We start from the raw sequence: 23,427 nt of genomic DNA, 5'->3' as shown, positions 1-23,427 counted from the left end.
TGGGTATTTTTCTGTGCCACAGCCCGGGTGGGATGACCGCGAACCGGGCTGTGGGCAGTTCAAACTAGTTCAATCCTATGCCACGATGCGCCCTATGGTGTGACAGTGGTGCCGATCCGCTCGCCGCGAATTGCGCGGGCCACGTTGCCATCGCCTTCCATCCCGAAGACCAGCATGTTCAGGTTGTTGTCCTGGCACATGGTCATCGCGGTCTGGTCCATGACCCGGATATTGCGTACCAGTGCGTCGTTGTAGGTCAGGGTCTGGAGTTTTTGCGCGGTCGGGTCCTTCTTCGGATCCGCGGTGTATACCCCGTCCACGCCGCTCTTGGCCATCAGCACCTCGTCCGCATCGACTTCCAGCGCACGCTGGGCGGCGACGGTGTCGGTGGAGAAATACGGCAGGCCGGCGCCGGCACCGAAGATCACCACCCGGTCCTTTTCCATATGGCGGATGGCGCGGCGCGGAATGTAGTTCTCGGCCACCTGGGCCATGGAGATCGCGGACTGCACGCGGGTCTCCACCCCGCACTGCTCCAGGAAATCCTGCAGGGCCAGGCAGTTCATCACGGTGCCCAGCATCCCCATGTAGTCGGCGCGTGAGCGATCCATACCGGCTGCGGAGAGCTCGGCGCCACGGAAGAAGTTGCCGCCGCCGACGACGATGGCGGTTTCCACTTCACCGACGGTCGCGGCGATCTGCTCTGCCACACCACGCACGGTGGTGGGGTCCACGCCGACATTGCCGCCGCCGAAAACCTCCCCGGAGAGTTTGAGAAGTACGCGACGACGCTTGGGGGTTTCGCTGTTGACCATCGGTGTCTGGCTCCTGAACTAAAAAATTTCTTGCGACTGGTCTAAAAAATACCCTGCACACAGGGCGTAGGAAAAGGGAGGCGAGACACCGAGTATGCTCGGTGCTCACCTCCCTCCTGTTCTGCAACCGCCATCAGGCGGCATGTTCTAGCTGCGGGTCGATGCCTTAGGCGCCAACGCGGAAGCGTGCGAAGGCAACCGGCTTGGTGGCAGCCTCTTCGAAGACCTTGCCCACGGACTTCTTGGCATCCTTGGCGAATGCCTGGTCGACCAGCACGATCTCCTTGAAGAAGCCGGTCAGGCGGCCTTCAACGATCTTGGTCAGGGCGGCTTCCGGCTTGCCTTCGGCGCGTGCGGTCTCATCGGCGATGCGACGCTCGTCCTCGACCTTTTCCGCCGGGACATCCTCGCGGGTCAGGTAGGTCGGGGCCATGGCGGCGGTGTGCACTGCCACGTCATGGGCGGCGGTGGCCGCGGCTTCGGTCTCGGCGTCAACAGCCAACAGGACACCAACCTGTGCCGGCAGGTCCTTGCTGGTCTTGTGCAGGTACGAGGCGACCTTGGCACCCTCGACTCGGGCTACCCGGCGGACAACAACCTTCTCGCCCAGGATCGCGCCTTCTTCGACAACCAGGTCGGCGACGGTCTTGCCGTCAACGACGTAGGCCAGCAGGGCCTCGGCGTCGGCTGCACCGGAAGCCACAGCGGCATCCAGGACCTTGTTGGCCAGCTCGATGAACTTCTCGTTCTTGGCCACGAAGTCGGTCTCGCAGTTGATCTCGATCATGACGCCGACGGTGCCCTCGACCTTGGCCGCGATCAGGCCTTCGGCGGTCGAACGGCCTTCGCGCTTGGTAGCGCCCTTCAGGCCCTTGATTCGGATGATCTCGATGGCCTTCTCGGCGTCGCCGTTGGCTTCGTCGAGGGCCTTCTTCACGTCCATCATGCCGGCGCCGGTGCGCTCGCGCAGTGCCTTGATGTCAGCAGCGGTGTAGTTTGCCACGTGCGTTCCCCATTCACTAGGAGGTTTCAAGTTTATTTCGCTCGTGGGACGGGTCGGAAATCCGGCCCGTCCCACGAGAGGGTCTGGAGTTACGCCCTACGGCACCGTAGCACCGTGAGGCGAACTCCATAAGTCATTTTGGTGACTACTCGGCAGCTGGCTTCTCAGCAGCTTCCTCGGTTGCGGCTTCAGCCTTGGCGGCTTCTTCCTGCGCACCCTTTTCCAGCAGTTCGCGCTCCCACTCGGCCATTGGCTCTGTGGCACCCTCAGCCTTGCCGGCAGCCTTGTTGTTCTTGGCGATGAGGCCTTCGGCCACAGCGTCGGCAACAACACGGGTCAGCAGGTTGACGGAGCGGATGGCGTCGTCGTTGCCCGGGATCGGGTAGGTGACTTCGTCCGGATCGCAGTTGGTATCCAGGATGGCGACAACCGGGATGCCCAGCTTCTGGGCTTCGTCGATTGCCAGGTGTTCCTTCTTGGTATCAACGATCCAGATGGCCGACGGGGTGCGGGTCAGGTTGCGGATGCCACCGAGGTTGTTCTGCAGCTTGGTCAGCTCGCGCTTGAGCAGCAGCAGTTCCTTCTTGGTGTGGCCCGAACCGGCAACATCGTCGAAGTTGATCTCTTCCAGTTCCTTCATGCGCGAAACGCGCTTGGAGACGGTCTGGAAGTTGGTCAGCATACCGCCGAGCCAGCGGTGGTTCACGTATGGCTGGCCAACGCGGGTAGCCTGCTCGGCAATGGATTCCTGAGCCTGCTTCTTGGTGCCGACAAACAGGATCGAGCCACCATGGGCCACGGTCTGCTTGACGAAGTCGTAGGCACGGTCAATGAACGACAGCGACTGCTGCAGGTCAATGATGTAGATGCCGTTGCGCTCGGTCAGGATGAAACGCTTCATCTTCGGGTTCCAACGACGGGTCTGGTGGCCGAAGTGGACGCCGCTGTTCAGCAGCTCTCGCATGGTTACGACTGGCATGTCGCAACTCCTTTCAGCAGTGGCGGACCGGACGCCTACGCGCCCGCGGTAACTGCCCTGGTTGTTTTGGTTGAACGCAGAAAACCCTGGTGGTTATCTGCCCTGGTGTGAAGCGCCTTTCCTGCACGCAGGAACGGCTGGACCCCACCGATGACTCGGACCATTGGGGCCGGAACACAAAATGAATCGTGATACTCCACACGCGAAGTCAATTCCGCGCCTTAACAGGTATTTTGGGCACACCTGTCACGCGAAACCGCAATCCCCAGTGTACTACACCGCTTCGAAGCTGATCGACGTGGGGAAGCAGGCCATGACGTGTTTCCGGTTACCCACAGTTCGCTCCCTTGGCACCTGGCCAGCCGGACGGTCGCGGCAACGTGGACCCATGAACAGACGACAAATTCCACGTTTGCTGGCATTGCTGCCCCTGCTCGGGGTCCTGCTGGCGTTGTCCCCGCAGCCGCCGGAGCCCGCCCCGGCCAGGTTGGTTCCGGGATTCAGCAAACCCTGGCATTGGCCGTTGGCCGGTGATGTACAGGTACTGCGTCCCTTTGAAGGGCCTGCGCAGAACTGGCTGCCCGGACACCGCGGAGTGGATTTGGCCGCCCGGCCCGGTCTGAGTGTGCTGGCCCCGCAGGACGGGGTGGTCAGCTTTCGTGGACATGTGGTGGATCGTCCGGTGCTGGTGATCGACCACGGGCAGGGCTTCAAGTCCAGTTTCGAACCGGTGAGCAGCGACTTGTCAGTGGGTGACAGGGTCCTGTCACGGCAGCTTGTCGCGGAGCTTGCCAACGGCGCGCACTGTTCGGACCGCTGCCTGCATTGGGGTGTCCGGTTGCATGGCGACTACATCGACCCGGCACTGCTGATTGAGGACTTGCGCCCATCGGTCCTGCTGCCGCTGGACTAAAGGGGCCGGATGACCCCGCTCAGTTTGCGGCTCCGGAACCCAGGGCACCTTGATCACGTCGCACGCGCTTGGTGAGCTTCTTCATCCCATCCGCCGGATAGATCGGCTCCGGCCAGCGCGGCGCCAACGTGTCCCCGAGGGTAACCCCGCGGATCCTCCGGCCGAACATCGGCAAAACCCATTGACGCATCCATTCCGCGTCACGGCGCAGCGCCTGGACCGTTCCCACACGCAGCGGATCGCCAAAGGGTTCAAAGGAGAGCTGGTGACGCGCACCGAGAATCTCCAGGATCTGGATGGCCATGTAGCGGTGTCCGGCACGGTTCATGTGCAGCTTGTCGATATCCCACATCCGCCGGTCGGCGTAGACATCCCAGGCCCAGTAATCGACCAGTGTAACCGTGTCGCGATATCGCTGCGCCAGTTGCCGCGCGCACGCATTGAATCGCCAGTTCCGTCGCTTGAGCGGGGTGAGCAGCGGATGCACGGGAATATCGAATCCGGTAAACAGCAGGATCTGCGCCCCGGATCCGGCAAGCCGCTCCACGGCCGCCGTGTAGTTGGCCAAGACCTGGTCCATGTCCTTGCGGAATTCCATGATGTCGTTGCCACCGGCATAGAAGGAGATCACATCCGGTTTCATGGCAAGCGCAGGCTCGATCTGTTCGGAGATGATCCTCTCCAACCGGCGGCTGCGAACGGCCAGGTTGGCGTATCGCCACCCCGGGTCTTCCTTGGACAGTTGTTTGGCGACCCTGTCGGCCCAGCCTCGCACCCCATTGGGCAGTCGCGGTTCCCAGTCCCCCACACCTTCGGTAAAGGAATCACCGATTGCAACAAATAGCCGATCCATGCGCCCACGCTATGGCCTGCCGGTAACGCTCTGCCTACACGGCGGCCAAATTTATGTGAACCTCAGGTGTCCGCAATACTGGACAAGGCCGGTCGACTTGTCCTGACAAGTCAACCGGCCTTGTTGTGCTGGTAGGGCGAGCGGGACTTGAACCCGCGACCAAGGGATTATGAGTCCCCTGCTCTAACCAACTGAGCTATCGCCCCACATGGGCAACGGAACCGCTTGGCGGATCCGAGCACACTCGAAATATTCTAGAGCATCAGCACCGCGAACCAAGAAACGGAGCGATGCATGTCGCGGCGCAGCCCCTAGTAGGCCGGGGGTATTTGGCCCCGGTAGATGTCCTCGAAGGCCTTCATCGTCTTTTCCTGGGCGTGGTTGAGCACCTTGTGGTGTCCCGCCTTCCCCATGCGTTCCCGCTCGGCCTGCGACAGCGATAGCACCCGGTCCAGCTTATCGGCCAGATCCTGGCGGTTGCCGGGCTGGAACATGTATCCGTTGACGCCCTCGTCCACCAGGTGCGGCAGGGCCAGGGCATTGGCCAGCACCACCGGTTTCGACGCCGAGAGCGCCTCCAAGGTCACCAGCGATTGCAGCTCGGCCGTTCCCGGTTGGCAGAACAGGTCGCATCGCAAGTAGGCTTCACGCAGCTCCTCGTCACTAATGTGTCCGAAGAACTTCACCCTATCGGCTAGCCCGCGCTCGCGGGCCAATTGCTCCAGCTTGGATCGTTGCTCGCCCCCGCCGACGATTTCCAGGACCGCGTTGGGCACCTTCTTCATGATCCCCACGGCCTCGATCAGCTCGTTGACGTTCTTTTCCACGGCCAGACGGCCAACAAAGAGAATCGTCGGTTCCGGATTGCGGGTGATGCTCTCGTCTTCGGCCAGCTCGTAATTCCCCACTTCGATTCCGTTGGACAGCGGCCGCACATTGGTCAACCCGGCCCGTTCCCGCATCGCTTTGGCAGCCAAGGGGGTGGGTGTGGTGATCAGTTCGGCCCGGTTGAATACCCGGCCCATATCCCGCCATGAGAACCGGAAGTACAGGTTGTTGAACCACTGCGGGAACGGCAGGAATGGGTTCAGGTTCTCAGGCATCAGGTGGTTGGTGGCCACGGTGCGGATCTTGTGGCGTTTGCCGTAGGTCAGTGCGGCCCGACCGATCATGTAATGGCTCTGGGCGTGGATCGCATCGGGTTGGATTTCCTTGAGCAGACGGTAGATCTGCTGGTTAATCTGCAGCGGCAGGGTCAGCCGGAAATATTCATGGGTCGGTACCGCAAAGGACTGCAACCGATGCACGATGGCCTCGGGGCGTACCTCGGTATACGTCTTACCCTTGTTCCCGCGGGTCGCCAGCACATGGACTCGATGCCCCCGGGCGTGCATGGCGGTAGCCAAACGGTAGCAGAAGGTCGCTGCCCCGTTCACGTCCGGCGGATAGGTATCAGCCGCAATGACGATGGTCAGTGCTTGCTCCTTGGCCACGCTCATATCCTTGTTCTCTAAATGAAAATTGTCCAACGGGTCTGGCGCTATGGTTGCCATGAGCCGCTCCCGTTCGCTTTCCTCTTGGCCTGACGATCGAGCACATCAGGATGGTGCTTCGACAAGGCCACCACACCCACGATCGCCAGCAGTCCGGCGATGCCCATCAACAAGCCCATCGATGCCGGTACCTGCGGTCGAAGTTCGTTCAGTATGCCGATGCCGATCGCGATGCCGATGATCGGATCAATGACCGTCAAACCGGCAATCACCAAGTCCGGCGGCCCCTTGGCATAGGCATTCTGGACAAAGTAGGAACCCAGCAAACCGGCAATGATCACGAAGACCACTGCCAGCCACGGCAAATCACGCAGTCCCGCCGTATTCTCCAGGTTCATCAATGCTATGGCAATGGTCCGCACCAGTACGGCCACGAACCCGAAGAGCACCCCGGCCCCCACGATGTAGAAGAACGCACCCAGCCGATGCCGCCCCAGTAAACCGACCAGCGCGAACAGTACGACAACGACCGTGAGGATCAGTTCGATCACCATGGTCTGATGCGGTGTGGCCTCGTTATTGGGGTTGGTCACGTTAATGGCCATCAGAACGAAAGCGACCGATCCGACCATGCAGCTGATGATCGCCAGCACCGTAGGCATGTTCATCTTCAGATGGTTTGTGCGTGCGGTGACCACGGTGGTGATGACCAGTGCAATCGCACCGATAGGCTGCACCACAGTCAGTGGTGCACTCGCCAAGGCGAACACATTGAGCACCGTACCGGTTGCGAGCATCAACAGTCCGATGACCCAGCGCCGGCTGCGCAGCAGCTTCTTTAGACTGCCGATGGTGAGGTTGGTGTCGTGCCCCTGTTGGCGTACCGCAGCAGACTGCCAATGTGCGCCGAAGGCCAACCCCACGGCACCACATAAGGCGGCGGCAACGGCAATCCAGACCAAAACTAGTATTTCTCCTCAGTTTGCGACCGGTTCTGCGGATGACGCGCTGATTCCCACCGGTCGGGCAATCAAGAACTACGAACTACTAATACGCCCTGGGCTACCCTGTGCCTGATGGACACACCGGTGTGCCACCACGGTCTGTTAGGACTTGCGGAAGAGTTTCCGCAGGACGCCGATCAGAACCAGTGCACCGGCAGACATCAGGGCGATGGGCCTGATCTTCTCGATGCGTTCCTGGGTCGCACGTTCGGCATCGCTCTGGTCTTCCGATGCCACGGAGGATGGGACCACGAAGCTGCGGGCCTTGGCCGCCACATCGGTCACGGTTGATCCCGCCTGGTCCATGAAATGTCGGGCACGATCAACCTTGTCTTTTGGGCCGCGTACGCTCGCCTCTAGGTTGTCGCGCAATGCCTGGATCTGGCGACGGCGACGCTTGGTGCGCAGGATCAGCTCGTCGGCACTAGGAGCTGGCGGCTTGGGCTCCTTCTCCTTGCTTTCGGACTCTTCTCCATCCTTGTCCTTGGACTTGCGAGGCTCATCCAGACTCGACTCGTCGAAGCGGCTTCCCTCTTTCAGGACACCGATATCGTGGCGGATTCCACGGATCGCCGCGTCCGGAGTCAACGGCAACGCCTTCTTGACCTTGCGGTAGCCGATCAGTCCCAGCAGTAGTGCAATGAACAGGAAGAATCCGGCCACCACCAGTCCTGCAGCCCAACCGGGCATCCACAGGGCGAGAACGTTAACCAGGGTCACGACAACCGCGATTACGAAGAGCAGGATCAGCAGCACCGCGGCCACCGCCAGGCCGGCAGCCACTCCGAGGCGGATACCCTTGGCCTTGAGCAGTGTGGTCGCCAGCTTGACCTCATCGGAAAGCTGTTGCGGAACTAGTTCCTTGAGCCCTTCCACCTGTGCCTTGGCGTTTTTGAGACTCGATTTCAGGCTCTCGTCCGTCTGCCTCGACTCGTCTTCAGACATGGTTTCTCCAGTTTTCTCGATCGCTCAGCGTCCGGTGATTCAAAACTAACACCTCGGATGCCATTACCAACTCAGCCTCAAGAGGTAAACCCACGGTATGAGACCCCTTTGAAGTACCTGTATATATCATCGATTCGCCAGTCTATCCTCTTATGAACGCGCCTTTTGAGTCTTGTGGCGCACGGCCCGCACCATAGTTACCCCACAGTAGGTAATTCCGGGGCGCCGCGCAGCCATTTCAGGGTCTGCTCAGGGCACTCCCTTATTTGCCGGAGAAACCGACTGCAACCCGGAGTTGCTGGGGCGTGAAGGTCGCCTCGCATGCTTCACTATCCACCACGAAAGCCCTCCCTTTCGGTTTCCTACCTGATTTCCCCTGGACCGGAGAACGGATCCCGCCTTCGCGGGAACCATCTGGCAGCCAGGCGAGAGGACTCATAGGGCTACCGGGGTAGGCGTCCGCGCCCATGAAGGGTGGGCACGCCGTGGTTGGCAGCATGCAGTCTCCTGCCCACGAAAGGAAATGAGCTGCGGTTCCGGGTCGCAACCCGGAACCGCAGCTCATTTCCTTATCCCCGGGACATCACCATCCGGAGCTGGCTACCACCTACTTGGCAGTCCAGATTCCTGCATCATCGCCGAACGAGAAGGTCTCCGTTACCCTGACCTTGGCGTTCTCGACTGCCTCGGCCGGCACATCGAAGACCACTTGGTAGCTTCCCGAACCACCGCTGGTCAACGTCGGAAGATCGAAGCCCGAGCGCTCAACCACCGCATCACTACTGGAGGTGCTATAGATACGCGCATCCGCGCCCATCAATTCCACGTTCAGGTCGATCCATGGGTCCGCTTCTTCACTCCCGGTGTAGGTGACCTCGACATCAACTAGCACATATTGTCCGGCGGCGGAGTCATTGAACGGGTTGGCCGCCGCGATTTGCTCTGCGGCGTTCAGGTTCACTGCGGCAACAGTAACCGAATAGTCCCCGAGATCGCGTTCCTGGCCCAAGCCCAGTACCTGCGAGTCATCGTTGGCCTGTTCCAGCTCCTTGTCAGAAGCCGCACTTTCCCCATCATCGGAGTCCTCAATGGCGGCAACCACTTCGTCAATCGCAGCGACATAGGCCGCCTGGGTGACGAACACCAGGCTGACGGCCACTACGGCAATGATTCCGGAGGCGATACCCAACCCCTTACTGCCATTACGCTTGGTGGCAACAACGAGGGAAACAATACCCAGTATCAATGCCACAATCGCCAATACCGCGGCGAGATTGTTGATGATCGGAACCCAACACAGGGTTAGAGCCACGATGGCGATCACCAGGGCGGCAATGCCAATCCCCTTGCCTGCACCGGTTTTCGCCGGTGGCGCTGCTGGTGGTGTTATCGGATCGACAGGACTTTGGACGGTCATTGGAAGTTCCTCGAGTGAAGGTGATGCCGTGCGGGCATCGGAGCGATTTCCAATATTCGACAGGTTGTCGGACATTGAAAGGTCAAGTTCTGACCTGTCTCCGATGATGCCAGCCGCCCCCGACAGTTTCGGTGCGCAAGCCCGTTTACCCGCGCCGCTATGGCACGGACCCTTCCCGGGATTGAAGCAAAAGCTTTTCTACGACACCTCAGGTGAGGAAAAGGAAAGGGCCCCGACCCGCACACTGCGGATCAGGACCCTTGAAAGCTCCTCCAACTGGACTTGAACCAGTAACCCTTCGATTAACAGTCGAATGCTCTGCCAATTGAGCTATGGAGGATTGCAACGAGTAATACCTTAGCACTGGCCAACAGCGGTTTACAAATCGGCGAAACACCCGGCGAGGACCCCGTCTCCCCGCTGCCGAACCAGGGGATTTTCCTGGTGGACCGACACTTCCAGTGAGCTGTTCCGGCTATGTGTTCGCGTGATCTATCGCATACTGCGCCAACTCGATGAGCTGTCCTGCGGACTTTTCCCAGGAATACTCGGCCGACCGGCTTAAGACCCTACTTGAATAGTCACGCCAGCAGTCGGGATCAGACAGCTTGTCCACTTGGCTGGCAAAACCACGCGCGTCATCCGGGTCCGCATAGAGCGCTGCATCCTGGGCGACTTCACGGAATATCGGCATGTCGGTGACGATCACCGGGGTGCCAACACTCATGGACTCCACCAACGGCAATCCGTAGCCTTCCTCACGCGACAGGGTGACCAAAGCTGTGCAACGATTGAGCAACTGCTGGTACTCCCGGTCACCGACACCCCCATGGAATACCACGTGGGCATGTCCCGGAATCAACGATTCAAGTTGCTTGCGACGCTGATCGCTGATCGAGCTGAGCAGGTGCAGCTCGTAATCCGGCAGGTAGTCCATGGCTCGGATCAACGTTTCCACGTTCTTGTATTCCATGAATGAACCCATGTAAAGCAGGGTTTTTTTCGGAAGCACCCTAACATCGCGTGGTTGCGTAGCACCCGAGGGGGCATTGGAGACCACACCGATATGTTTGCGGGTCAGCTTGTGCCGATGCATGAGTTCCGCGGTGGTCTGCGAAACAGTGGCCACTGCATCAGCCCGATTCAGCAACATCCGTTGCGGCCAATACACCTGGTGGAAGAGATACCATCCCCAACGAATCGGGGCGGGAAGGAACTTCGGCGCACGCGGGTGGGCGTAGTAGATCAGGTCATGGAGGGTCAGGATCACCGGGAACTTACGCCCCCAGGTGCCCATGGTCTGCATCGGCGAAAACACCACATCTGGGTTCAGCTTATTGATTTGCAGGGCCACCAGCGGTTCGAGGACCGACGTGGGTGAACTGACTTTCAGCCATGGCAGGTCCGGAAGCATTGCCAGTTGTCGTTCATCACTAATCAGCATGGTGACATCCGCTTTTCGTGCCACGGCTTCGATGATGCCTGCGGTGAACCGGCTGATCCCGTCATGGTGGGCCACACGGGTATACCGGGCATCAACCACTAGCTTCACTCTGATTTTCGCCTTACGCTCGTTTGACCCAACGCATTCAACCTTACTGGTTCCGGACCCCGAACGTCGGTCATTCGTTTCCCAAAGGACACGTGCCACGGAGTTGGCGCCGGTCGCCCGTAGCCCACCACACACATTGGATTTGCTACGCTCACCTGAAGAAACCACGAGATGCCCCAAGAAGGTGACCCGGATGGGCGATACTCCACTTCAGGCCCAACGCCGTCTTCTCATGTCGAACTCCAGTGACGCGGCAGGTCGCGCGTTGGCCGACTTCGTACTCGACGTGGTGCTGGTGGTCGTGCTCGGTGCCAGTGCCGCGCAGATGGGATTGCTCAACGCCTTGGGCTCTGCGGCGTTTATGATTGCGGCTATCCCCGTGGGGTATCTGGTGGACCGCCATGGCCCGCTACGCCTGCTGGGTGTCGGACTGGCCGGCAAGCTGCTTTGTCTGATCACGCTGTTGGCTCTGGTGACAGAAGATTCCCTGACAATTCCCCTGGCCCTGGTGTTGGTCACGACCCTCGGCATGTTTAATCTTATCGGTGAAACCTCCCAGGTCTCTGCCGTTCCGGCTCTGAGCGATCGGGACGACCAGGCCAGTAGTGCTACCCGGCTCATTGCCCGCTTGACCGCCGCGGACCAGGCCCTGGGGATCGTCATCCCGGCCGCTGCGGGATTGGTGTTCGCCTTGGCTGGCGCACCAGTGCTGTTATCGGTTGCCGCCGCGCTGGCGGCCTGTGCACTGGTCATGGCCCAGCGCATCGGCCATCGATCGGCTCGCAAACCAGTGCCTGCCACGAAGAAATCCCCAGCTCAGGGAACGAGTGGGAACTTGTTGAGCGGCTTTTCGATGCTCTTTTCCGATCGCAGGTTGGTCGCGTTGACCTGGTTCAGCTCACTGTGCAATTCGGGATTGGCCATCGGCGCTGCAGTAGAAGGCATCCTGATCCTGCGGCACCTGGATCTGGGTAGCGGGTGGTTTGGGATCATCAGTGCCGCCGGAGCCGCAGGTGGCTTGCTGGGCGCAGCATTGGGACCGCGGATTGCAGAGCGTGTTCCGTTGTCGAGAATCACGCTTCTCACTGGAAGTCTGCAGATCCTGCTGGCTGCGATGGTGTTGGCCGCCTACTTCTCCGACACCATGCTGGCTTTGGTTCTGCTACTGACCCAAGCCGTAGCCTGGGGTGTGGTCCTGGTGCTCTTCAACATCGCCAACATGTCATGGGTAACGAGTCTGGTTCCCGCTCAATATCTGGGACGAGTCACCAGCGTGCGGCGAATGCTGACATTCGGAGTGGTTCCGCTCGGTTCGCTGTGTGGTGGGTTCCTGGGTTCCGGGGTCGGCCTTTGGGCCGCGTTATTAGCATGGTGTCTGCTGTGTCTGCTCGGCACCACCGGCTATCTCTTCTTCCTTGCCCGGGCTCACACCCAACCCTTACCCCGGTAGATACCACTCCACCACGTCCCGGGTAGCACAAAAACCCCTGCGCGGCCCCGGTCTGTTCTGGTCTGGTCTGGTCTGGTCTGGTCTGGTCGTTCATGTTGACACGGAGTTCCGGACATCGCTAACGTCTTGCCGGACTTCGATGGCCGCCCCGGCGTTTGTCGTTGCCGCCGACGTGTACCTCCGGGGCGCAGCGGCACATTGATCGGCAGGGAAAATGGAAAGGTCCTGATCCGCTGAGTGCGGATCAGGACCTCGGTAAGCTCCTCCAACTGGACTTGAACCAGTAACCCTTCGATTAACAGTCGAATGCTCTGCCAATTGAGCTATGGAGGATTGCAACGAGATATAACTTTACCCGAGTCGCGGGCAAAATCCAAAACCCCGCCACTAGTTGCCGCGCAGGATCCGCCGGCGCATCTCCAGCTCCATCAATTCCCTGTTGATCTGGGAATATTCCTCGCCTTCGGGTTCCATTTCGGCGCGCTGCAACCGTCCAATCAACTCCGCCTTACGGTGTGTGATTTGAAGCTCAATCAGCCCGTTGATGATGTCCGTGCAATAGCGGGCCAGGCTGTTTTCATCCGATGCCGGAATCGCGGTGACGGCGATTTCCGAGACCAGCGAGCGCAGCTGTTCGGGAACCTCATCACGAATCACCTCGACCCACGCGGTGGCCGAGGCGCCTGCGGCACTGGCCGCCACGATCCCCGAGTGCACCGCGGCATGGGCCGGGGCCATGAACCGTGCCTCGTAGAAGGCCTGCCATTGTTCGCTGCCCAGACGCTGCGGCTGCTGGATTACCACTTCCAGGGCCTGGCGTTCCAACCTGACCACCGGATCGCGGTGGTCGGGGCGTTCGAAGGCCGGGGCCGGGGCCGGTACGCCGTCCACCGGTTGGGTGACCGGCACCGTGTCGGTATGGGACGAACGCGGTAGCCGGGCCCGCCGGATGGCACCGCCCACCGCCCGGTTCACGTCGTCATTGTCCATGCCCAGCCATCCGGCCAGTTCCCGGGCATAGCCCGGGCGGATCGCCGAGTCACGGATCTGCCCGACGATCGGCGCGGTCTTGCGCAGCGCCTGGACCCGGCCTTCCACGGTATTCAGGTTGAACTTCTTCAGCTCGGCGCGGATCGCGAATTCGAACAGCGGGCGCTTGAGCTCGATCAGTTCACGGACCGCCTCGTCCCCACGGGACAAACGCAGGTCACAGGGGTCCGCACCGGTCGGCTCGACACAGACATAGGTCTGGGCGATGAACCGCTGGTCTTCCTCGAAGGCCCGCAGGGCGGCCTTTTGTCCTGCCTCGTCACCATCAAAGGTGAAGATGACCTCGCCACCGCTTCCGTCGTCCTGCAGCAGGCGGCGGGCGATCTTGATGTGGTCGGTGCCAAAAGCCGTACCGCAGGTGGCCACCGCGGTGGTGATCCCGGCCAGATGGCAGGCCATCACATCGGTGTAGCCTTCCACCACGACGATCTGCCGGTTCTTCGAGATCTGCTTCTTGGCCAGGTCGATACCGTAGAGCACCTGGGATTTCTTGTACAACTGGGTTTCGGGGGTATTCAGGTACTTCGGCCCCTGGTCGTCCTCATGGAGCTTGCGGGCGCCGAAACCGATGGTCGCCCCGGCCAGATCGCGGATCGGCCAGACCAGCCGGCCACGGAAGCGGTCATAGATCCCCCGGTTGCCCTCGGAGAACATGCCGGTGAGCTTCAGTTCCTCGTCGACAAACCCCTTGGAACGCAGGTGCTTGAGCAGCCCGTCCCATCCCTTGGGAGCATACCCTACGGAAAACCGGGTCGCCGCCTCCGGGTCGAACCCGCGATCGTTCAGGAATCCGCGGGCGATCTCCGCTTCCTGGCTGCCCAGTTGGGTGCGGAAATACTCCTCGGCGACCTTGTGGGCATCGACCAGACGTTGCCGTTTACCGTATTCCTCCTTGCGCGGACCGGTCCCGCCGTCCTCGTAGCGCAGTTCGTAGCCGATGCGTGCGGCCAGGGTTTCCACGGTCTCGCTGAAGGAGGAGTGGTCCATCTTCTGAATGAAGGCGATCACGTCGCCTGATTCACCACAGCCAAAGCAGTGGAAGGTGCCCAGCTGGGGTCGGATGTGGAAGGAAGGGCTGCGCTCATCGTGGAACGGGCACAACCCCTTGTAGGACCCCACGCCCGCGGATTTCAGCGTCACGTAGGAATCGACGATCTCCTTCAGGTCGATGCGGTTGCGCACCTCGTCGATGTCTTCGCGTCTAATCAGCCCTGCCATGACCCTCACTCTAGAAGCGGTTGCCCGCTTCCGTTCCCCGCCGCCCACCGGCTGTGGACGGACAAACCCACCGGTGCGTCGCCCCGGCGACGCCCCCGCCTAGAACAGGCGTTCGTTGAAGCTCTCGCCCCTGACCAGGGTGGCATGCCATTCCTTGGCCGAGGCATCGGTCAGCGAAGCCACCTGGTCCACCACCACCCGCAACCGGGCCGCATCATCGGCGGTATCGCGCCAATCCGCGGCGAAGATCGGCTCCAGGTACTTGTCCTCGGTTTCCATCAACAGGCTGACCAGGTCGGTGAGCAACGCCCGCTGCTCCACATACAGCGGCTGGCGGTCCTCGTCGGTCATCACATAGGTTGCGGCGATGCCCTTCATCACCGCAATCTCGTGATCGGTCTGCTCGGGGACGATCAGCTGCGCGTTGTACCGGGTCAACGCCCCGTTGCCGTACTCGGCCCGGGTGGCATCCATGGCCGCCTGGCAGAACCGACCGATGAACTGGCTGGTCATATCCTTCAGCGCGGCCATCGAACGGCGCGAACCATCGGCGTGCGGCACCCATTCGGCGGTGTTCTCCAGCCGGGCCAGGGCCGCTTCGATATCGCTTTCCTCGGTGCCCGGCAGGTACCACTGGCGGGTGACCTCCAGGGCCCGGTCGCGTTGCATGCTATCGCGCAGCCAGCGCAGCTGCAGGTTCCCGGCCACGATCGCGTCCTCCACATCGTGCACCGAGTAGGAGATATCGTCGGCCAGGTCCATGACCTGGCCTTCCATGCACACCTGTTCAGGCACGGTGCCCGGGCCTTCGCGTAACCAGTTGAACACCGGCAGGTCATCCACGTAGGCGCCGAACTTCGCTGTCTTCTTCCCATGCCGGATCGGGGCCCCTTCACGGGTCCACGGGTACTTGCAGGAGGCATCCAGGGAGGCCCTGGACAGGTTCAGTCCGGCGGAGGCACCGTTGTGCCGGAAGGTCTTGGTCTCCAGCCGGGTCAGCAGCCGCAGGGTCTGCGCGTTGCCCTCGAAACCGCCGATCTGACCGCACAGTTCGTCCAGCGCCTTCTCCCCGTTGTGGCCGAAGGGCGGGTGGCCCAGGTCATGGGCCAGGCAGGCGGTGTCCACCACATTGGGATCGCACCCCAAGGCGGCACCCAGCTCGCGTCCCACCTGCGCCACTTCCAGCGAGTGGGTCAGCCGGGTCCGCACGAAGTCATCGGAGTACGGGGCCACCACCTGGGTTTTGGCCCCGAGCCGGCGCAATGCCGAGGAATGCAGCACGCGGGCACGATCACGTTCGAACGCGGTCCGGTAGGCCTTCTTGGCCGGTTCGGTAACCCAGCGTTCCTGATCAGCTTCGGTATACCCGTGTAGTTCGGTCATACATCCCAGTCTAGTGACTATTTATCCGGTGGCTTGCCGGTTATCCACCGGAGATGTCCAGCTCGGCGGCCGCGATCATCGCCTTGTGCTTCTCGTCCATGTCCCGGCTGTCCAACCAGCCGTCGGGCAGGTGGGTCTTCTTCGGGTGCCCGGCCCGCCCGCGTGTGCCCTCGGCGTCCGCCCCCGGGTAGGGCATGTCCAGATCCAGCGAGTCCAGCAATCCGCGCAGTGCCTCAAGGGTAGGCACCTTGGCCAGTTCCGAACGGATTTCCCCGCCCACCGGGTAGCCCTTGAAATACCAGGCCATGTGTTTGCGGATATCGCGCATGCCCTTGGACTCGTCTTCGAAGAACTCGGTGAGCAGTTCGCCGTGGCGGTACACGGTATCGGCCACCTTGCGCAGCCCCGGACGGAACCGCTCGGCACGCCCTTCGAAGGCGGCCTGCAAATCACCGAAAAGCCAGGGCCGTCCCTGGCAACCGCGGCCCACGACGATCCCGTCGATGCCGGTCTGCTGGACCATGCGCACCGCATCCTCTGCGGAGAAGATATCCCCGTTGCCCAGCACCGGCACATCGGGCAGGGCTTCGCGCAGGGTGGCGATGGCATCCCAGTCCGCCTGGCCGGCGTAGTGCTGGCGCGCGGTGCGTCCGTGCAGGGCAACTGCGGCGACCCCGTGGTCGCGGGCGATCTTGGCCGAGTCCAGGTAGGTCAGGTGGTCCTCGTCGATGCCCTTGCGCATCTTGATGGTCAGCGGGATATCCCCCTTGGCCGCCTCGCTGGTGGCGGCCTCGATGATCGAGGTGAACAGGCCGGTTTTCCACGGCAGGGCGGCACCGCCGCCCTTGCGGGTCACCTTGGGTACCGGGCAGCCGAAGTTCAGATCCACGTGGTCGGCCAGTCCCTCGTCCACCACCATCCGCACCGCGGCGCGCACCGTCTTGGGATCCACCCCGTAGATCTGGATGGAGCGAAGTTCCTCGTCGGCGTCGTGCGAGATGATCCGCATGGATTCCTGGTTGCGTTCCACCAGGGCGCGGGCGGTGACCATTTCGGTCACGTAAACGCCGCCGCCGTACTCGCGGCAGAGCCGACGGAAGGCCCGGTTGGTGATCCCGGCCATGGGTGCGAGCACCACCGGGGTCTCGATGCGGTGCTTGCCCAATTGCAGGGGCGGCAGCTCGAGTTTCGTTGGTGTCCGGGTGGTGGCGGGGGTATCAGTCAGCAGGGTCACCGACCCATTATCTCAAAGACTGGCGGATTGCAGGTGAGATCTTGATCAAACCGATACCGCCGGAAGCTGGCGTGGGTCCCGGAAGCAGTCGACAATTGAGCCATGACTAGTATCGCTTCCCCGGCGCGCCGGGCCCTGTGGGTTTTGGCCACAGTGTGCGCGGTGGTGATCGTCACGGCGTTCGTGATGGTCCTCTCCCGTCCCTCCCCGGCCTCGTTGCCGGCCGGCTCGCCGCAGGCCGCCGTCCAGGCCTACACCGTGGCCTATCTCAATGGCGACTGGGACGAGGTCCGGGCCCATTCGTCGCAACCGGGCGACCGGGCCTGCAACGATTTCGGCGTGGATGGCCAGCCGGGGGTGGATCTGCTCTCGGTCACCGAAAACGGGGACCGGGCCACCGTGCATATCCGGTTGACCGACACCTACCTGGGCGGCCCCTTCTCCATCGCCCAGGGCGCGTACGACGACCTGTTCGAACTGGAACGGGTCGACGGACACTGGAAGGTGACCACGGCCCCGTGGTCGTTCTCGTTGTGCACCGCCGAGGAACTGGGGTACTAGCCATGACCACCACCGGTACTTCGCCGTCCTCCCTGGCCACCACGGTGCGCCAACTGGTGCTGCACGGGTTGCTGTTCATCCTGCTCATGGTCTTCACCACCGGGTTATCCAGCCTCATCACCTCCGCCCTCCAGGGGTTCGCGGTGGACGACTTCGGGTCCAGTCCACTGCCGATGGCGCTGGCCTCGCTCATCATCGCCGGCCCACTGGCCTGGCTGCTCTGGCGGCGGATCAAGGTGTTCCTCACCGGGCAGGGTGAGAACGCCTCGGTCATCTGGTCCCTGCAGGCCGCGGCAGTCTACGCGATCGCCACCATGGTCTGCGCCCACTACTCCAGCGCGGTCCTGGGCCAATGGGCCGGGTTGCGCCCCACGATCTGGGAGGACCAGCTCGGGTCGGCGTTGGCCTGGGGGCTGCTGGCCCTTTGGCAGTACCGGATCCTGGCTGATGGCCGGCTCGCTCCGCGGCTGCTGCGCAACCTTGGCTGGCTGGTGGCCGGCTACTACTGCCTGCTGGTGGCCGCGCTGAGTTTCGCGGCCCTGCTGGCCATCGCGGTCCGCGTGCTGCTACCCGAAGGAAGCCAGATCCAGCTCTCGGGGGCGGCCAGCCTGCCCGCGATGGCCAATATCGGTGTCTGGGTAGTGGTCAATTTCCTGGTCTGGGCCTGGCATTGGTTCCGCATCCCGTTGTCTGCCGCACGCGATTTCTTGGCCCAGCTCATGCTGGTACTGGCCGTCGCCGCCTCCGCGGTGGCCGCCCTGCTCGGAACCGTCTTTTCGCTGGCAAGCGTGTTGCCGGTCCCCGTCGACCCGGCGGCGCTGTCGACGCGGATGGCCGAAGGACTGCCGGTGGCCGCGGGCTTCGCCCTGGCCGGCGCGCTGTCCTGGGTCTATTTCGCCGCCGTGCTGGCCGGCGGCGACCGTTGGCTGCGTGAGGCCGGACGGCAGGTGGTCAGTGGGATCTCGCTGGCCATTGCCGCCACCGGTTTCGGGATGATCATCAACGCCCTGTTGGCCACCTTCTCCCCCTCCCTCGTCGGCAACACCCCCGGCGACCTGCTGCGCATCGGGATCTGCCTGTTTGCCATCGGCATGGTGGCCTGGATGGTCTTCTGGCGTCCGGCGGTCCATGCCCCTGCCGAGTTCCGTCGGATCTACCTGGTGCTGGTCTTCGGTGTGAGCGCCGTTGTGGCATTGGTGGCCCTGCTGGTGGTCGGCTACCGCATCTTCTCCCACTTCCTCACACCGGATGTGGCCGGCCCGACCCTGATCGGGGAAGTCCGCGCGGCCCTGGGCCTGCTGGTGGCCACCGCCGCGGTCTTCGCCTACCACTTCGCCATCTGGCGTGCCGACCGGGAGCAGCTGGCCGGCGGCCCGGCCGGGGACCGGGCCCAGGAGGACGATGTGCCCGCAGCGGCAACCCCGGTGACCCGGGTCCCCGCCACCCGGGCGGCCCACCGTGCCGCACCGGCCTCGATCCTGTTGGTCACCGACACCGCCAACGCCTACCTGGCCGCCGAGCTGCAGAGGGCCACCGGCATTCCGGTGCAGCACCTGATCCGTACCGACATGAGTTCCAAGCCGATCCCCGACGTGGGCACGCTCGCCTCCGGGATCGCGACGCTGCCTGCGGGCACCGAGCAGGCGATGGTGATCCTCAACGGGGAATACACCATGTTCCTGCCGCTGCAACCGGGCACCGCAGGGGACGGGAGCGGGTCCGGGTAGGCCCGCCCGTCGCGCGGCACGGGAATGATTCCGGCATCGGCATCGCTGTAGCTGGATGAGGTCAACGCCTTGTCCCCTGCCTGAACGGATGCACAGATGCCCAAGAAGATCGGTTTCCTCACCTTCGGCCACTGGGGTGGCTCACCAACCTCTCCGGTACCCGATGGCCCTGCGGCGATCCGCCAGGTGATCGCCCTGGCCGAGGCGGCCGAACGAGCCGGGTTCGACGGAGCCTGGGTGCGCGTGCACCACTTCGCCGATTCGCTGTCCGCTCCCTTCCCGTTGCTGGCCGCCATGGCCGCTCGGACCACCACCCTTGAGGTCGGTACCGGAGTCGTTGACCTGCGCTATGAAAACCCCTTGTACATGGCCGAGGAGGCCGCCATCACGGACGCGGTCGCCGGCGGACGCCTGCAACTGGGCATCAGCCGCGGTGCCCCGTCCCCGGTGTCCGACGGTCCGGGACAATTCGGCTATCCGCTGCCCGAGGGATCGAACTGGTCTGCCGAGACACGCCAACGCGCCGCCCGCTTCCGTTCGGCCATTGCCGGGGAGGGCATCGCACAGGCCGCCGACGGTTCCGGGCCCATCCCCATCTCCCCTGTCTCCGCCGGGTTATCCGAGCGCATCTGGTGGGGCGCCGGATCCATCGCCTCGGGCATCTGGGCTGGTGAGGTCGGGATGAACCTGCTCTCCTCCACGCTGTTGCTGGAGGACGACGGGCGCAGCTTCCACCTGGCCCAGGCCGACCAGATCAGGCGCTACCGCGAGGCCCATGCCGCCAGCGCCCACCCCACCGGTGGGCTCAGCGCCGTCACCCGCAGCGCCTTCCCGGTGCTCACCGACCTCGATGAGCTGTACTTCGGCCGGCGAGAGGCCGGCGACGCCGTTGGAATACTCGATGGGCGCCAGGCCCGTTCCGGTCCCACCTATGCCGGCTCGCTGGACGAACTGGCGGAGAAGTTCAACCGCGACGCGGCCATGAACGAAGCCGACTACCTGCTCTTCGCCCTGCCCAACCAGCTGGGCGTCGAGTACAACGAAGAGGTCATGGTCAACCTCGGCGAGGTGGTGAACCGGCTGGGTTGGCGGTAGCCGCGCTGTCCTTCGGCTGCTACCAGTGGGGACACATGGCCGTCGAGGAGCTGAACCGCATCCCGCGGCTCCCATTGGTAGGCTTGGCGCATGATGTTCCCCGCCTACGACCGGTACTGCCGCGAGTCGCGATTGGCGCCATTGCCGGTCATCGCCGAGGAACAAGGCAGCGACTACGAATCCGGGCTGGTGCGATCCGGGGCCGGCCTGTGGCGCATCCGCACGGCGCGCATCACTCCCGGCAAACCCGGCGCGTTCGTCGCGGTGTGGCGACGCGGTCCGGACGGGGCCACCAAGCCTTTCGGGGAAGCCGACAAGTGCGACATCCTCATGGTGTTCGTGCAGGAGGATTCCCGCTTCGGCGTGTTCACCTTCACCCGTGACCAGCTCGTCTCACTTGGTGTGCTGCAATCGGCCCGGACACCGGGCAAGAGGGGATTTCGGGTGTACCCTTCCTGGTGCACCGATCTGAACGAACGGGCCGCCCGAACCCAGCGCGCCCAGGCACCGGCATTCACCGACCTGTCCGGGTAGGCGCGGCAGCTAACGCCTGCGCCCTCGGCTCGGGCCTGAACCCGACACCGAGGCCAGCGCGATGGCCAACAGGGTCAGCACGGTACCTGCCACCGTGAAGGGGTGCAGCAAGGCGCCGGGGGAAGGGAAGAAGATGTCCAGCAGCAGCGATCCGGCCAGCTGCCCGCCGATCATCCCCAGGCCGGTCAGCAGCACCCCCAGGTAGCGCACCAGCAGCGAGGATATCACCACGAACAACACCCCGAAGATCCCGCCGATGTAGTACCACCACTGGCCCGGCAGGTCCGCCCAGCCCAGCTCCGCGGGGCGCAGGAGCGCGAAACCGATGGACAACAGCACCGTGCCCACGGTGAAGTTCACCAAGGTGGCGGCCACCGGGGAGCCGAATTCACGGGCCTGCACCCCGTTGGCCGCGGCCTGGAATCCCATGGCCACACCAATCGCGACGGCAAAGGCCAGCGGAAGCAGCAGCCCCAGCATCCCGCTGCCCGGCTCCAGCCGGGGGCTGGCCGCCCAGAGCACACCGGCGACCGTCAGCACGGCCCCGATCAGGCGCATCGGGCTGACCCGGCGTCGTACCCCGAGCGCGAAACCCACCCGGTCCACCAGCAGGGAGCCGAAGGTCTGCCCGGTGACCAGGCACACCGTGAACAGGGCGACACCGGCCAGCGGTACGACAATGGCCTGGGAAATGATGGTGCTCGCCCCCACCGCGCCAGCCGCCAGGTACCACAAGGGAAAGCGTCCTTCGCGCAGTACCGGGACAATGCCCAGCACGGAGCGGCGGTACTGCGGTACCACCGCGCACAACAGCAGCAGGGCCAGCAATCCGCCAACAAAGCTGATCAGTGCCGCCCCGACCGGGGAGGCGATCTCCAGCCCCAGGGCGCCGTTGATCCGGCTCTGCACCGGCATGCTCGCTCCCCCACCGAGAGCCAGCAGGATCCCCAGCAGCAGGCGCCGCCTGGTGGGACCAGCGGCCGGAGTGCTGCTCGTGCTCACGGATTCGTCTCCTGGAAAACTTGGGGTGTGGTGTTTCGTTCTTACCACCATCCCAACGGCGGCAGCGAATTGGTGTCATCCTTGGGCAGGGTGCGGCACCCGGCATGCCCAGTGATGGCAGACCACCAGGGTATGGCGGCGGGGTGCGTTTCCACCTTTGAATGCCCGAGCCGGAAATACCGCGTCGGTGAAGCCGCGGCACAGCTCGCCACATGGACAAAGCGGGGCCCGCGGGCCCCGCTTCGGTCCTGCTTCGGTCCTGCTTCAGCTTGCTGCTAGGCGTCGGACGCCAGGATCTGCGTGGTGGAGATCACCGTGGCCTGCTCCAGGCCGACCAGTGCATCAACCAGCGATGAGAGCACGAACATCGAGGAATCGACCTCGAGCTTGATCGGGTACTGGTGGATCAGCATCGCGACCATATCGCGCACCGCCTCGGCCACCTCGTCGTCGCTGAACGCCGGATTGTGCCCCACCAGCACGTCGGTCGGGGCCTCGGCCCGGGCCGGGACGTAGCTGACCGCGAAGGCCAGGATCCTCCCGCCCTCGGCCTTGGGCCGCTCACGCAACACCAGCGCCCCCTGGGCTCCGGTGTTCTCGTCCAACAGCATCCGCTGGGCGGAGCCGACGGTCATCCGTGCCGGGTCCCAATCATGGGTGGCATTGTAGAAGTCCATGACCAGTGTGGTCAGCTCCACGCTGCCGGTGGACAGGTCCTCGATCACCCGCGGGTTGGACTCGAAGTCGGGTTCGGCCAGGGCGCCGGGCTCGAGCACCACGTCGCGGGAGACCTGGATGCCCCTCAAGCCCAGGGCTGCGCAGAACCCCGCGGCGGCCTCGGCCGGATCGCCGACGGTCACCGTGTAGCGAGCCTTCAGGGCGGTGGGTTGCCCGGCCGGGATCAGCGCGCGCAGTTGCCCAACCAGTGCACGTCCGATGCCCTGCCGCCGGTTGTCCGGGGCCACCTCGACGTAGAGCCACAGCCGCTGCGGGTGCAGCGAGGAAGCGAACACCACCCCGGCACCCACCGCGACGTCCTCGACGGTCGCCACCAGGGCGCGGGAGAACGGTGCGTCGGAATCGGCGCGCAGCATCGTCCGGTCCTGGTGGGCCTGCGGGGACCGCGGGTCGCCGAAGACCTGGAGCAGCTCCAGGTCGTCACCCGAACGCCAGGGGCGGAAATCCACGTCTGCCATGCG

20 protein-coding genes and 3 tRNA genes are annotated in these 23,427 nt (G+C 63.3%); 6 read left to right on the top strand and 17 right to left on the bottom strand.

What is annotated here, in order from left to right:
* Positions 1-92 precede the first annotated feature (92 nt).
* The 3 genes from pyrH to rpsB all read right to left on the bottom strand — a co-directional run bounded on the left by pyrH (position 93) and on the right by rpsB (position 2,797).
* Positions 93-815, bottom strand: coding sequence for a UMP kinase (gene pyrH / locus OK351_RS06810; RefSeq protein WP_265157160.1), 723 nt, complete (start codon positions 813-815; stop codon positions 93-95).
* Between the two features lie 166 nt (positions 816-981).
* Complete coding sequence (gene tsf, locus OK351_RS06805) at positions 982-1,818, bottom strand: translation elongation factor Ts (RefSeq protein WP_265157158.1); 837 nt, start codon at positions 1,816-1,818, stop codon at positions 982-984.
* A 145-nt stretch (positions 1,819-1,963) separates the two neighbouring features.
* Positions 1,964-2,797 carry a 30S ribosomal protein S2 gene (rpsB, locus tag OK351_RS06800; RefSeq protein WP_265157156.1) on the bottom strand — a complete coding sequence of 278 codons (834 nt, stop codon included), beginning with the start codon at positions 2,795-2,797 and terminating at the stop codon, positions 1,964-1,966.
* Positions 2,798-3,185: 388 nt separating this feature from the next.
* On the opposite strand from rpsB, the gene OK351_RS06795 reads away from it, so the two are divergent.
* Positions 3,186-3,710 carry a M23 family metallopeptidase gene (locus OK351_RS06795; RefSeq protein WP_265157154.1) on the top strand — a complete coding sequence of 175 codons (525 nt, stop codon included), beginning with the start codon at positions 3,186-3,188 and terminating at the stop codon, positions 3,708-3,710.
* A gap of 19 nt (positions 3,711-3,729) precedes the next feature.
* Here OK351_RS06795 and OK351_RS06790 read toward each other — a convergent pair whose 3' ends face one another.
* From OK351_RS06790 to OK351_RS06755, 8 genes are all read right to left on the bottom strand, one after another.
* Positions 3,730-4,563 (bottom strand): SGNH/GDSL hydrolase family protein, encoded by an 834-nt coding sequence (locus OK351_RS06790; protein WP_265157152.1) that lies wholly within the window; start codon positions 4,561-4,563, stop codon positions 3,730-3,732.
* A 129-nt stretch (positions 4,564-4,692) separates the two neighbouring features.
* A tRNA-Ile gene (locus OK351_RS06785) sits at positions 4,693-4,769 on the bottom strand.
* A gap of 105 nt (positions 4,770-4,874) precedes the next feature.
* Positions 4,875-6,062: a glycosyltransferase gene (locus OK351_RS06780; protein ID WP_265157150.1), complete on the bottom strand. Its 1,188-nt coding sequence runs from the start codon at positions 6,060-6,062 to the stop codon at positions 4,875-4,877.
* A gap of 41 nt (positions 6,063-6,103) precedes the next feature.
* A complete protein-coding gene (locus OK351_RS06775; RefSeq protein ID WP_265157148.1) occupies positions 6,104-7,018 on the bottom strand; it encodes a DMT family transporter in 915 nt (304 codons plus the stop codon).
* A 144-nt stretch (positions 7,019-7,162) separates the two neighbouring features.
* Positions 7,163-8,005 carry a phage holin family protein gene (locus tag OK351_RS06770; RefSeq protein ID WP_265157146.1) on the bottom strand — a complete coding sequence of 281 codons (843 nt, stop codon included), beginning with the start codon at positions 8,003-8,005 and terminating at the stop codon, positions 7,163-7,165.
* Between the two features lie 607 nt (positions 8,006-8,612).
* Complete coding sequence (locus OK351_RS06765; RefSeq protein WP_265157144.1) at positions 8,613-9,497, bottom strand: DUF4190 domain-containing protein; 885 nt, start codon at positions 9,495-9,497, stop codon at positions 8,613-8,615.
* A gap of 192 nt (positions 9,498-9,689) precedes the next feature.
* Positions 9,690-9,762, bottom strand: a tRNA-Asn gene (locus tag OK351_RS06760).
* A gap of 135 nt (positions 9,763-9,897) precedes the next feature.
* Positions 9,898-10,974: a glycosyltransferase family 4 protein gene (locus OK351_RS06755; protein WP_265157142.1), complete on the bottom strand. Its 1,077-nt coding sequence runs from the start codon at positions 10,972-10,974 to the stop codon at positions 9,898-9,900.
* A gap of 193 nt (positions 10,975-11,167) precedes the next feature.
* On the opposite strand from OK351_RS06755, the gene OK351_RS06750 reads away from it, so the two are divergent.
* Entirely contained in the window at positions 11,168-12,424 is a 1,257-nt protein-coding gene (locus OK351_RS06750) for an MFS transporter (RefSeq protein WP_265157140.1), read from the top strand.
* A 260-nt stretch (positions 12,425-12,684) separates the two neighbouring features.
* On the opposite strand, the gene OK351_RS06745 is transcribed toward OK351_RS06750, so the two are convergent.
* The 4 genes from OK351_RS06745 to dusB all read right to left on the bottom strand — a co-directional run bounded on the left by OK351_RS06745 (position 12,685) and on the right by dusB (position 17,309).
* A tRNA-Asn gene (locus tag OK351_RS06745) sits at positions 12,685-12,757 on the bottom strand.
* A gap of 54 nt (positions 12,758-12,811) precedes the next feature.
* Positions 12,812-14,692 carry a DNA primase gene (gene dnaG / locus OK351_RS06740; protein ID WP_265157138.1) on the bottom strand — a complete coding sequence of 627 codons (1,881 nt, stop codon included), beginning with the start codon at positions 14,690-14,692 and terminating at the stop codon, positions 12,812-12,814.
* A gap of 99 nt (positions 14,693-14,791) precedes the next feature.
* Positions 14,792-16,075: a deoxyguanosinetriphosphate triphosphohydrolase gene (locus OK351_RS06735; protein ID WP_265157136.1), complete on the bottom strand. Its 1,284-nt coding sequence runs from the start codon at positions 16,073-16,075 to the stop codon at positions 14,792-14,794.
* Between the two features lie 40 nt (positions 16,076-16,115).
* On the bottom strand, positions 16,116-17,309 hold the full coding sequence (gene dusB / locus OK351_RS06730) for a tRNA dihydrouridine synthase DusB (protein WP_265157134.1): 1,194 nt from the start codon (positions 17,307-17,309) through the stop codon (positions 16,116-16,118).
* A 102-nt stretch (positions 17,310-17,411) separates the two neighbouring features.
* Here dusB and OK351_RS06725 point away from each other — a divergent pair, with 102 nt between their 5' ends.
* The 4 genes from OK351_RS06725 (at position 17,412) to OK351_RS06710 (ending at position 21,226) form a co-directional block, all read left to right on the top strand.
* Complete coding sequence (locus OK351_RS06725; protein WP_265157132.1) at positions 17,412-17,870, top strand: hypothetical protein; 459 nt, start codon at positions 17,412-17,414, stop codon at positions 17,868-17,870.
* Positions 17,871-17,872: 2 nt separating this feature from the next.
* The gene (locus OK351_RS06720; RefSeq protein WP_265157129.1) at positions 17,873-19,597 is read left to right on the top strand and encodes a DUF5671 domain-containing protein; all 1,725 of its coding nucleotides are present in this window, start codon (positions 17,873-17,875) and stop codon (positions 19,595-19,597) included.
* 96 nt (positions 19,598-19,693) lie between these two features.
* The gene (locus tag OK351_RS06715) at positions 19,694-20,692 is read left to right on the top strand and encodes an LLM class flavin-dependent oxidoreductase (protein ID WP_265157127.1); all 999 of its coding nucleotides are present in this window, start codon (positions 19,694-19,696) and stop codon (positions 20,690-20,692) included.
* 90 nt (positions 20,693-20,782) lie between these two features.
* Positions 20,783-21,226, top strand: coding sequence for a MepB family protein (locus tag OK351_RS06710; RefSeq protein ID WP_265157125.1), 444 nt, complete (start codon positions 20,783-20,785; stop codon positions 21,224-21,226).
* A gap of 9 nt (positions 21,227-21,235) precedes the next feature.
* Here the strand turns inward: OK351_RS06710 and OK351_RS06705 are convergent, their stop codons facing one another.
* Together OK351_RS06705 and OK351_RS06700 are read right to left on the bottom strand one after the other, a co-directional pair.
* Positions 21,236-22,228 carry a DMT family transporter gene (locus OK351_RS06705; RefSeq protein ID WP_265157123.1) on the bottom strand — a complete coding sequence of 331 codons (993 nt, stop codon included), beginning with the start codon at positions 22,226-22,228 and terminating at the stop codon, positions 21,236-21,238.
* Positions 22,229-22,503: 275 nt separating this feature from the next.
* On the bottom strand, positions 22,504-23,424 hold the full coding sequence (locus tag OK351_RS06700; protein WP_265157121.1) for a GNAT family N-acetyltransferase: 921 nt from the start codon (positions 23,422-23,424) through the stop codon (positions 22,504-22,506).
* Positions 23,425-23,427: the final 3 nt, after the last annotated feature.

Source organism: Glutamicibacter sp. MNS18, from assembly GCF_026107515.2.
Taxonomy (GTDB): Bacteria; Actinomycetota; Actinomycetes; order Actinomycetales; family Micrococcaceae; genus Glutamicibacter.
Note: the sequence above shows the minus strand (reverse complement) of the source record. Positions and strands in the feature narration are given on the sequence as shown.

Excerpts from the sequence above, each read along its gene's own strand:
- pyrH (WP_265157160.1), bottom strand. The coding sequence starts at position 815 with ATGGTCAACAGCGAAACCCCCAAGCGTCGTCGCGTACTTCTCAAACTC.
- rpsB (WP_265157156.1), bottom strand. The coding sequence starts at position 2,797 with ATGCCAGTCGTAACCATGCGAGAGCTGCTGAACAGCGGCGTCCACTTC.
- OK351_RS06795 (WP_265157154.1), top strand. The coding sequence starts at position 3,186 with ATGAACAGACGACAAATTCCACGTTTGCTGGCATTGCTGCCCCTGCTC.
- OK351_RS06790 (WP_265157152.1), bottom strand. The coding sequence starts at position 4,563 with ATGGATCGGCTATTTGTTGCAATCGGTGATTCCTTTACCGAAGGTGTG.
- OK351_RS06780 (WP_265157150.1), bottom strand. The coding sequence starts at position 6,062 with ATGAGCGTGGCCAAGGAGCAAGCACTGACCATCGTCATTGCGGCTGAT.
- OK351_RS06770 (WP_265157146.1), bottom strand. The coding sequence starts at position 8,005 with ATGTCTGAAGACGAGTCGAGGCAGACGGACGAGAGCCTGAAATCGAGT.
- OK351_RS06765 (WP_265157144.1), bottom strand. The coding sequence starts at position 9,497 with ATGTCCGACAACCTGTCGAATATTGGAAATCGCTCCGATGCCCGCACG.
- OK351_RS06750 (WP_265157140.1), top strand. The coding sequence starts at position 11,168 with ATGGGCGATACTCCACTTCAGGCCCAACGCCGTCTTCTCATGTCGAAC.
- dnaG (WP_265157138.1), bottom strand. The coding sequence starts at position 14,692 with ATGGCAGGGCTGATTAGACGCGAAGACATCGACGAGGTGCGCAACCGC.
- OK351_RS06735 (WP_265157136.1), bottom strand. The coding sequence starts at position 16,075 with ATGACCGAACTACACGGGTATACCGAAGCTGATCAGGAACGCTGGGTT.
- OK351_RS06725 (WP_265157132.1), top strand. The coding sequence starts at position 17,412 with ATGACTAGTATCGCTTCCCCGGCGCGCCGGGCCCTGTGGGTTTTGGCC.
- OK351_RS06720 (WP_265157129.1), top strand. The coding sequence starts at position 17,873 with ATGACCACCACCGGTACTTCGCCGTCCTCCCTGGCCACCACGGTGCGC.
- OK351_RS06715 (WP_265157127.1), top strand. The coding sequence starts at position 19,694 with ATGCCCAAGAAGATCGGTTTCCTCACCTTCGGCCACTGGGGTGGCTCA.
- OK351_RS06710 (WP_265157125.1), top strand. The coding sequence starts at position 20,783 with ATGATGTTCCCCGCCTACGACCGGTACTGCCGCGAGTCGCGATTGGCG.
- OK351_RS06700 (WP_265157121.1), bottom strand. The coding sequence starts at position 23,424 with ATGGCAGACGTGGATTTCCGCCCCTGGCGTTCGGGTGACGACCTGGAG.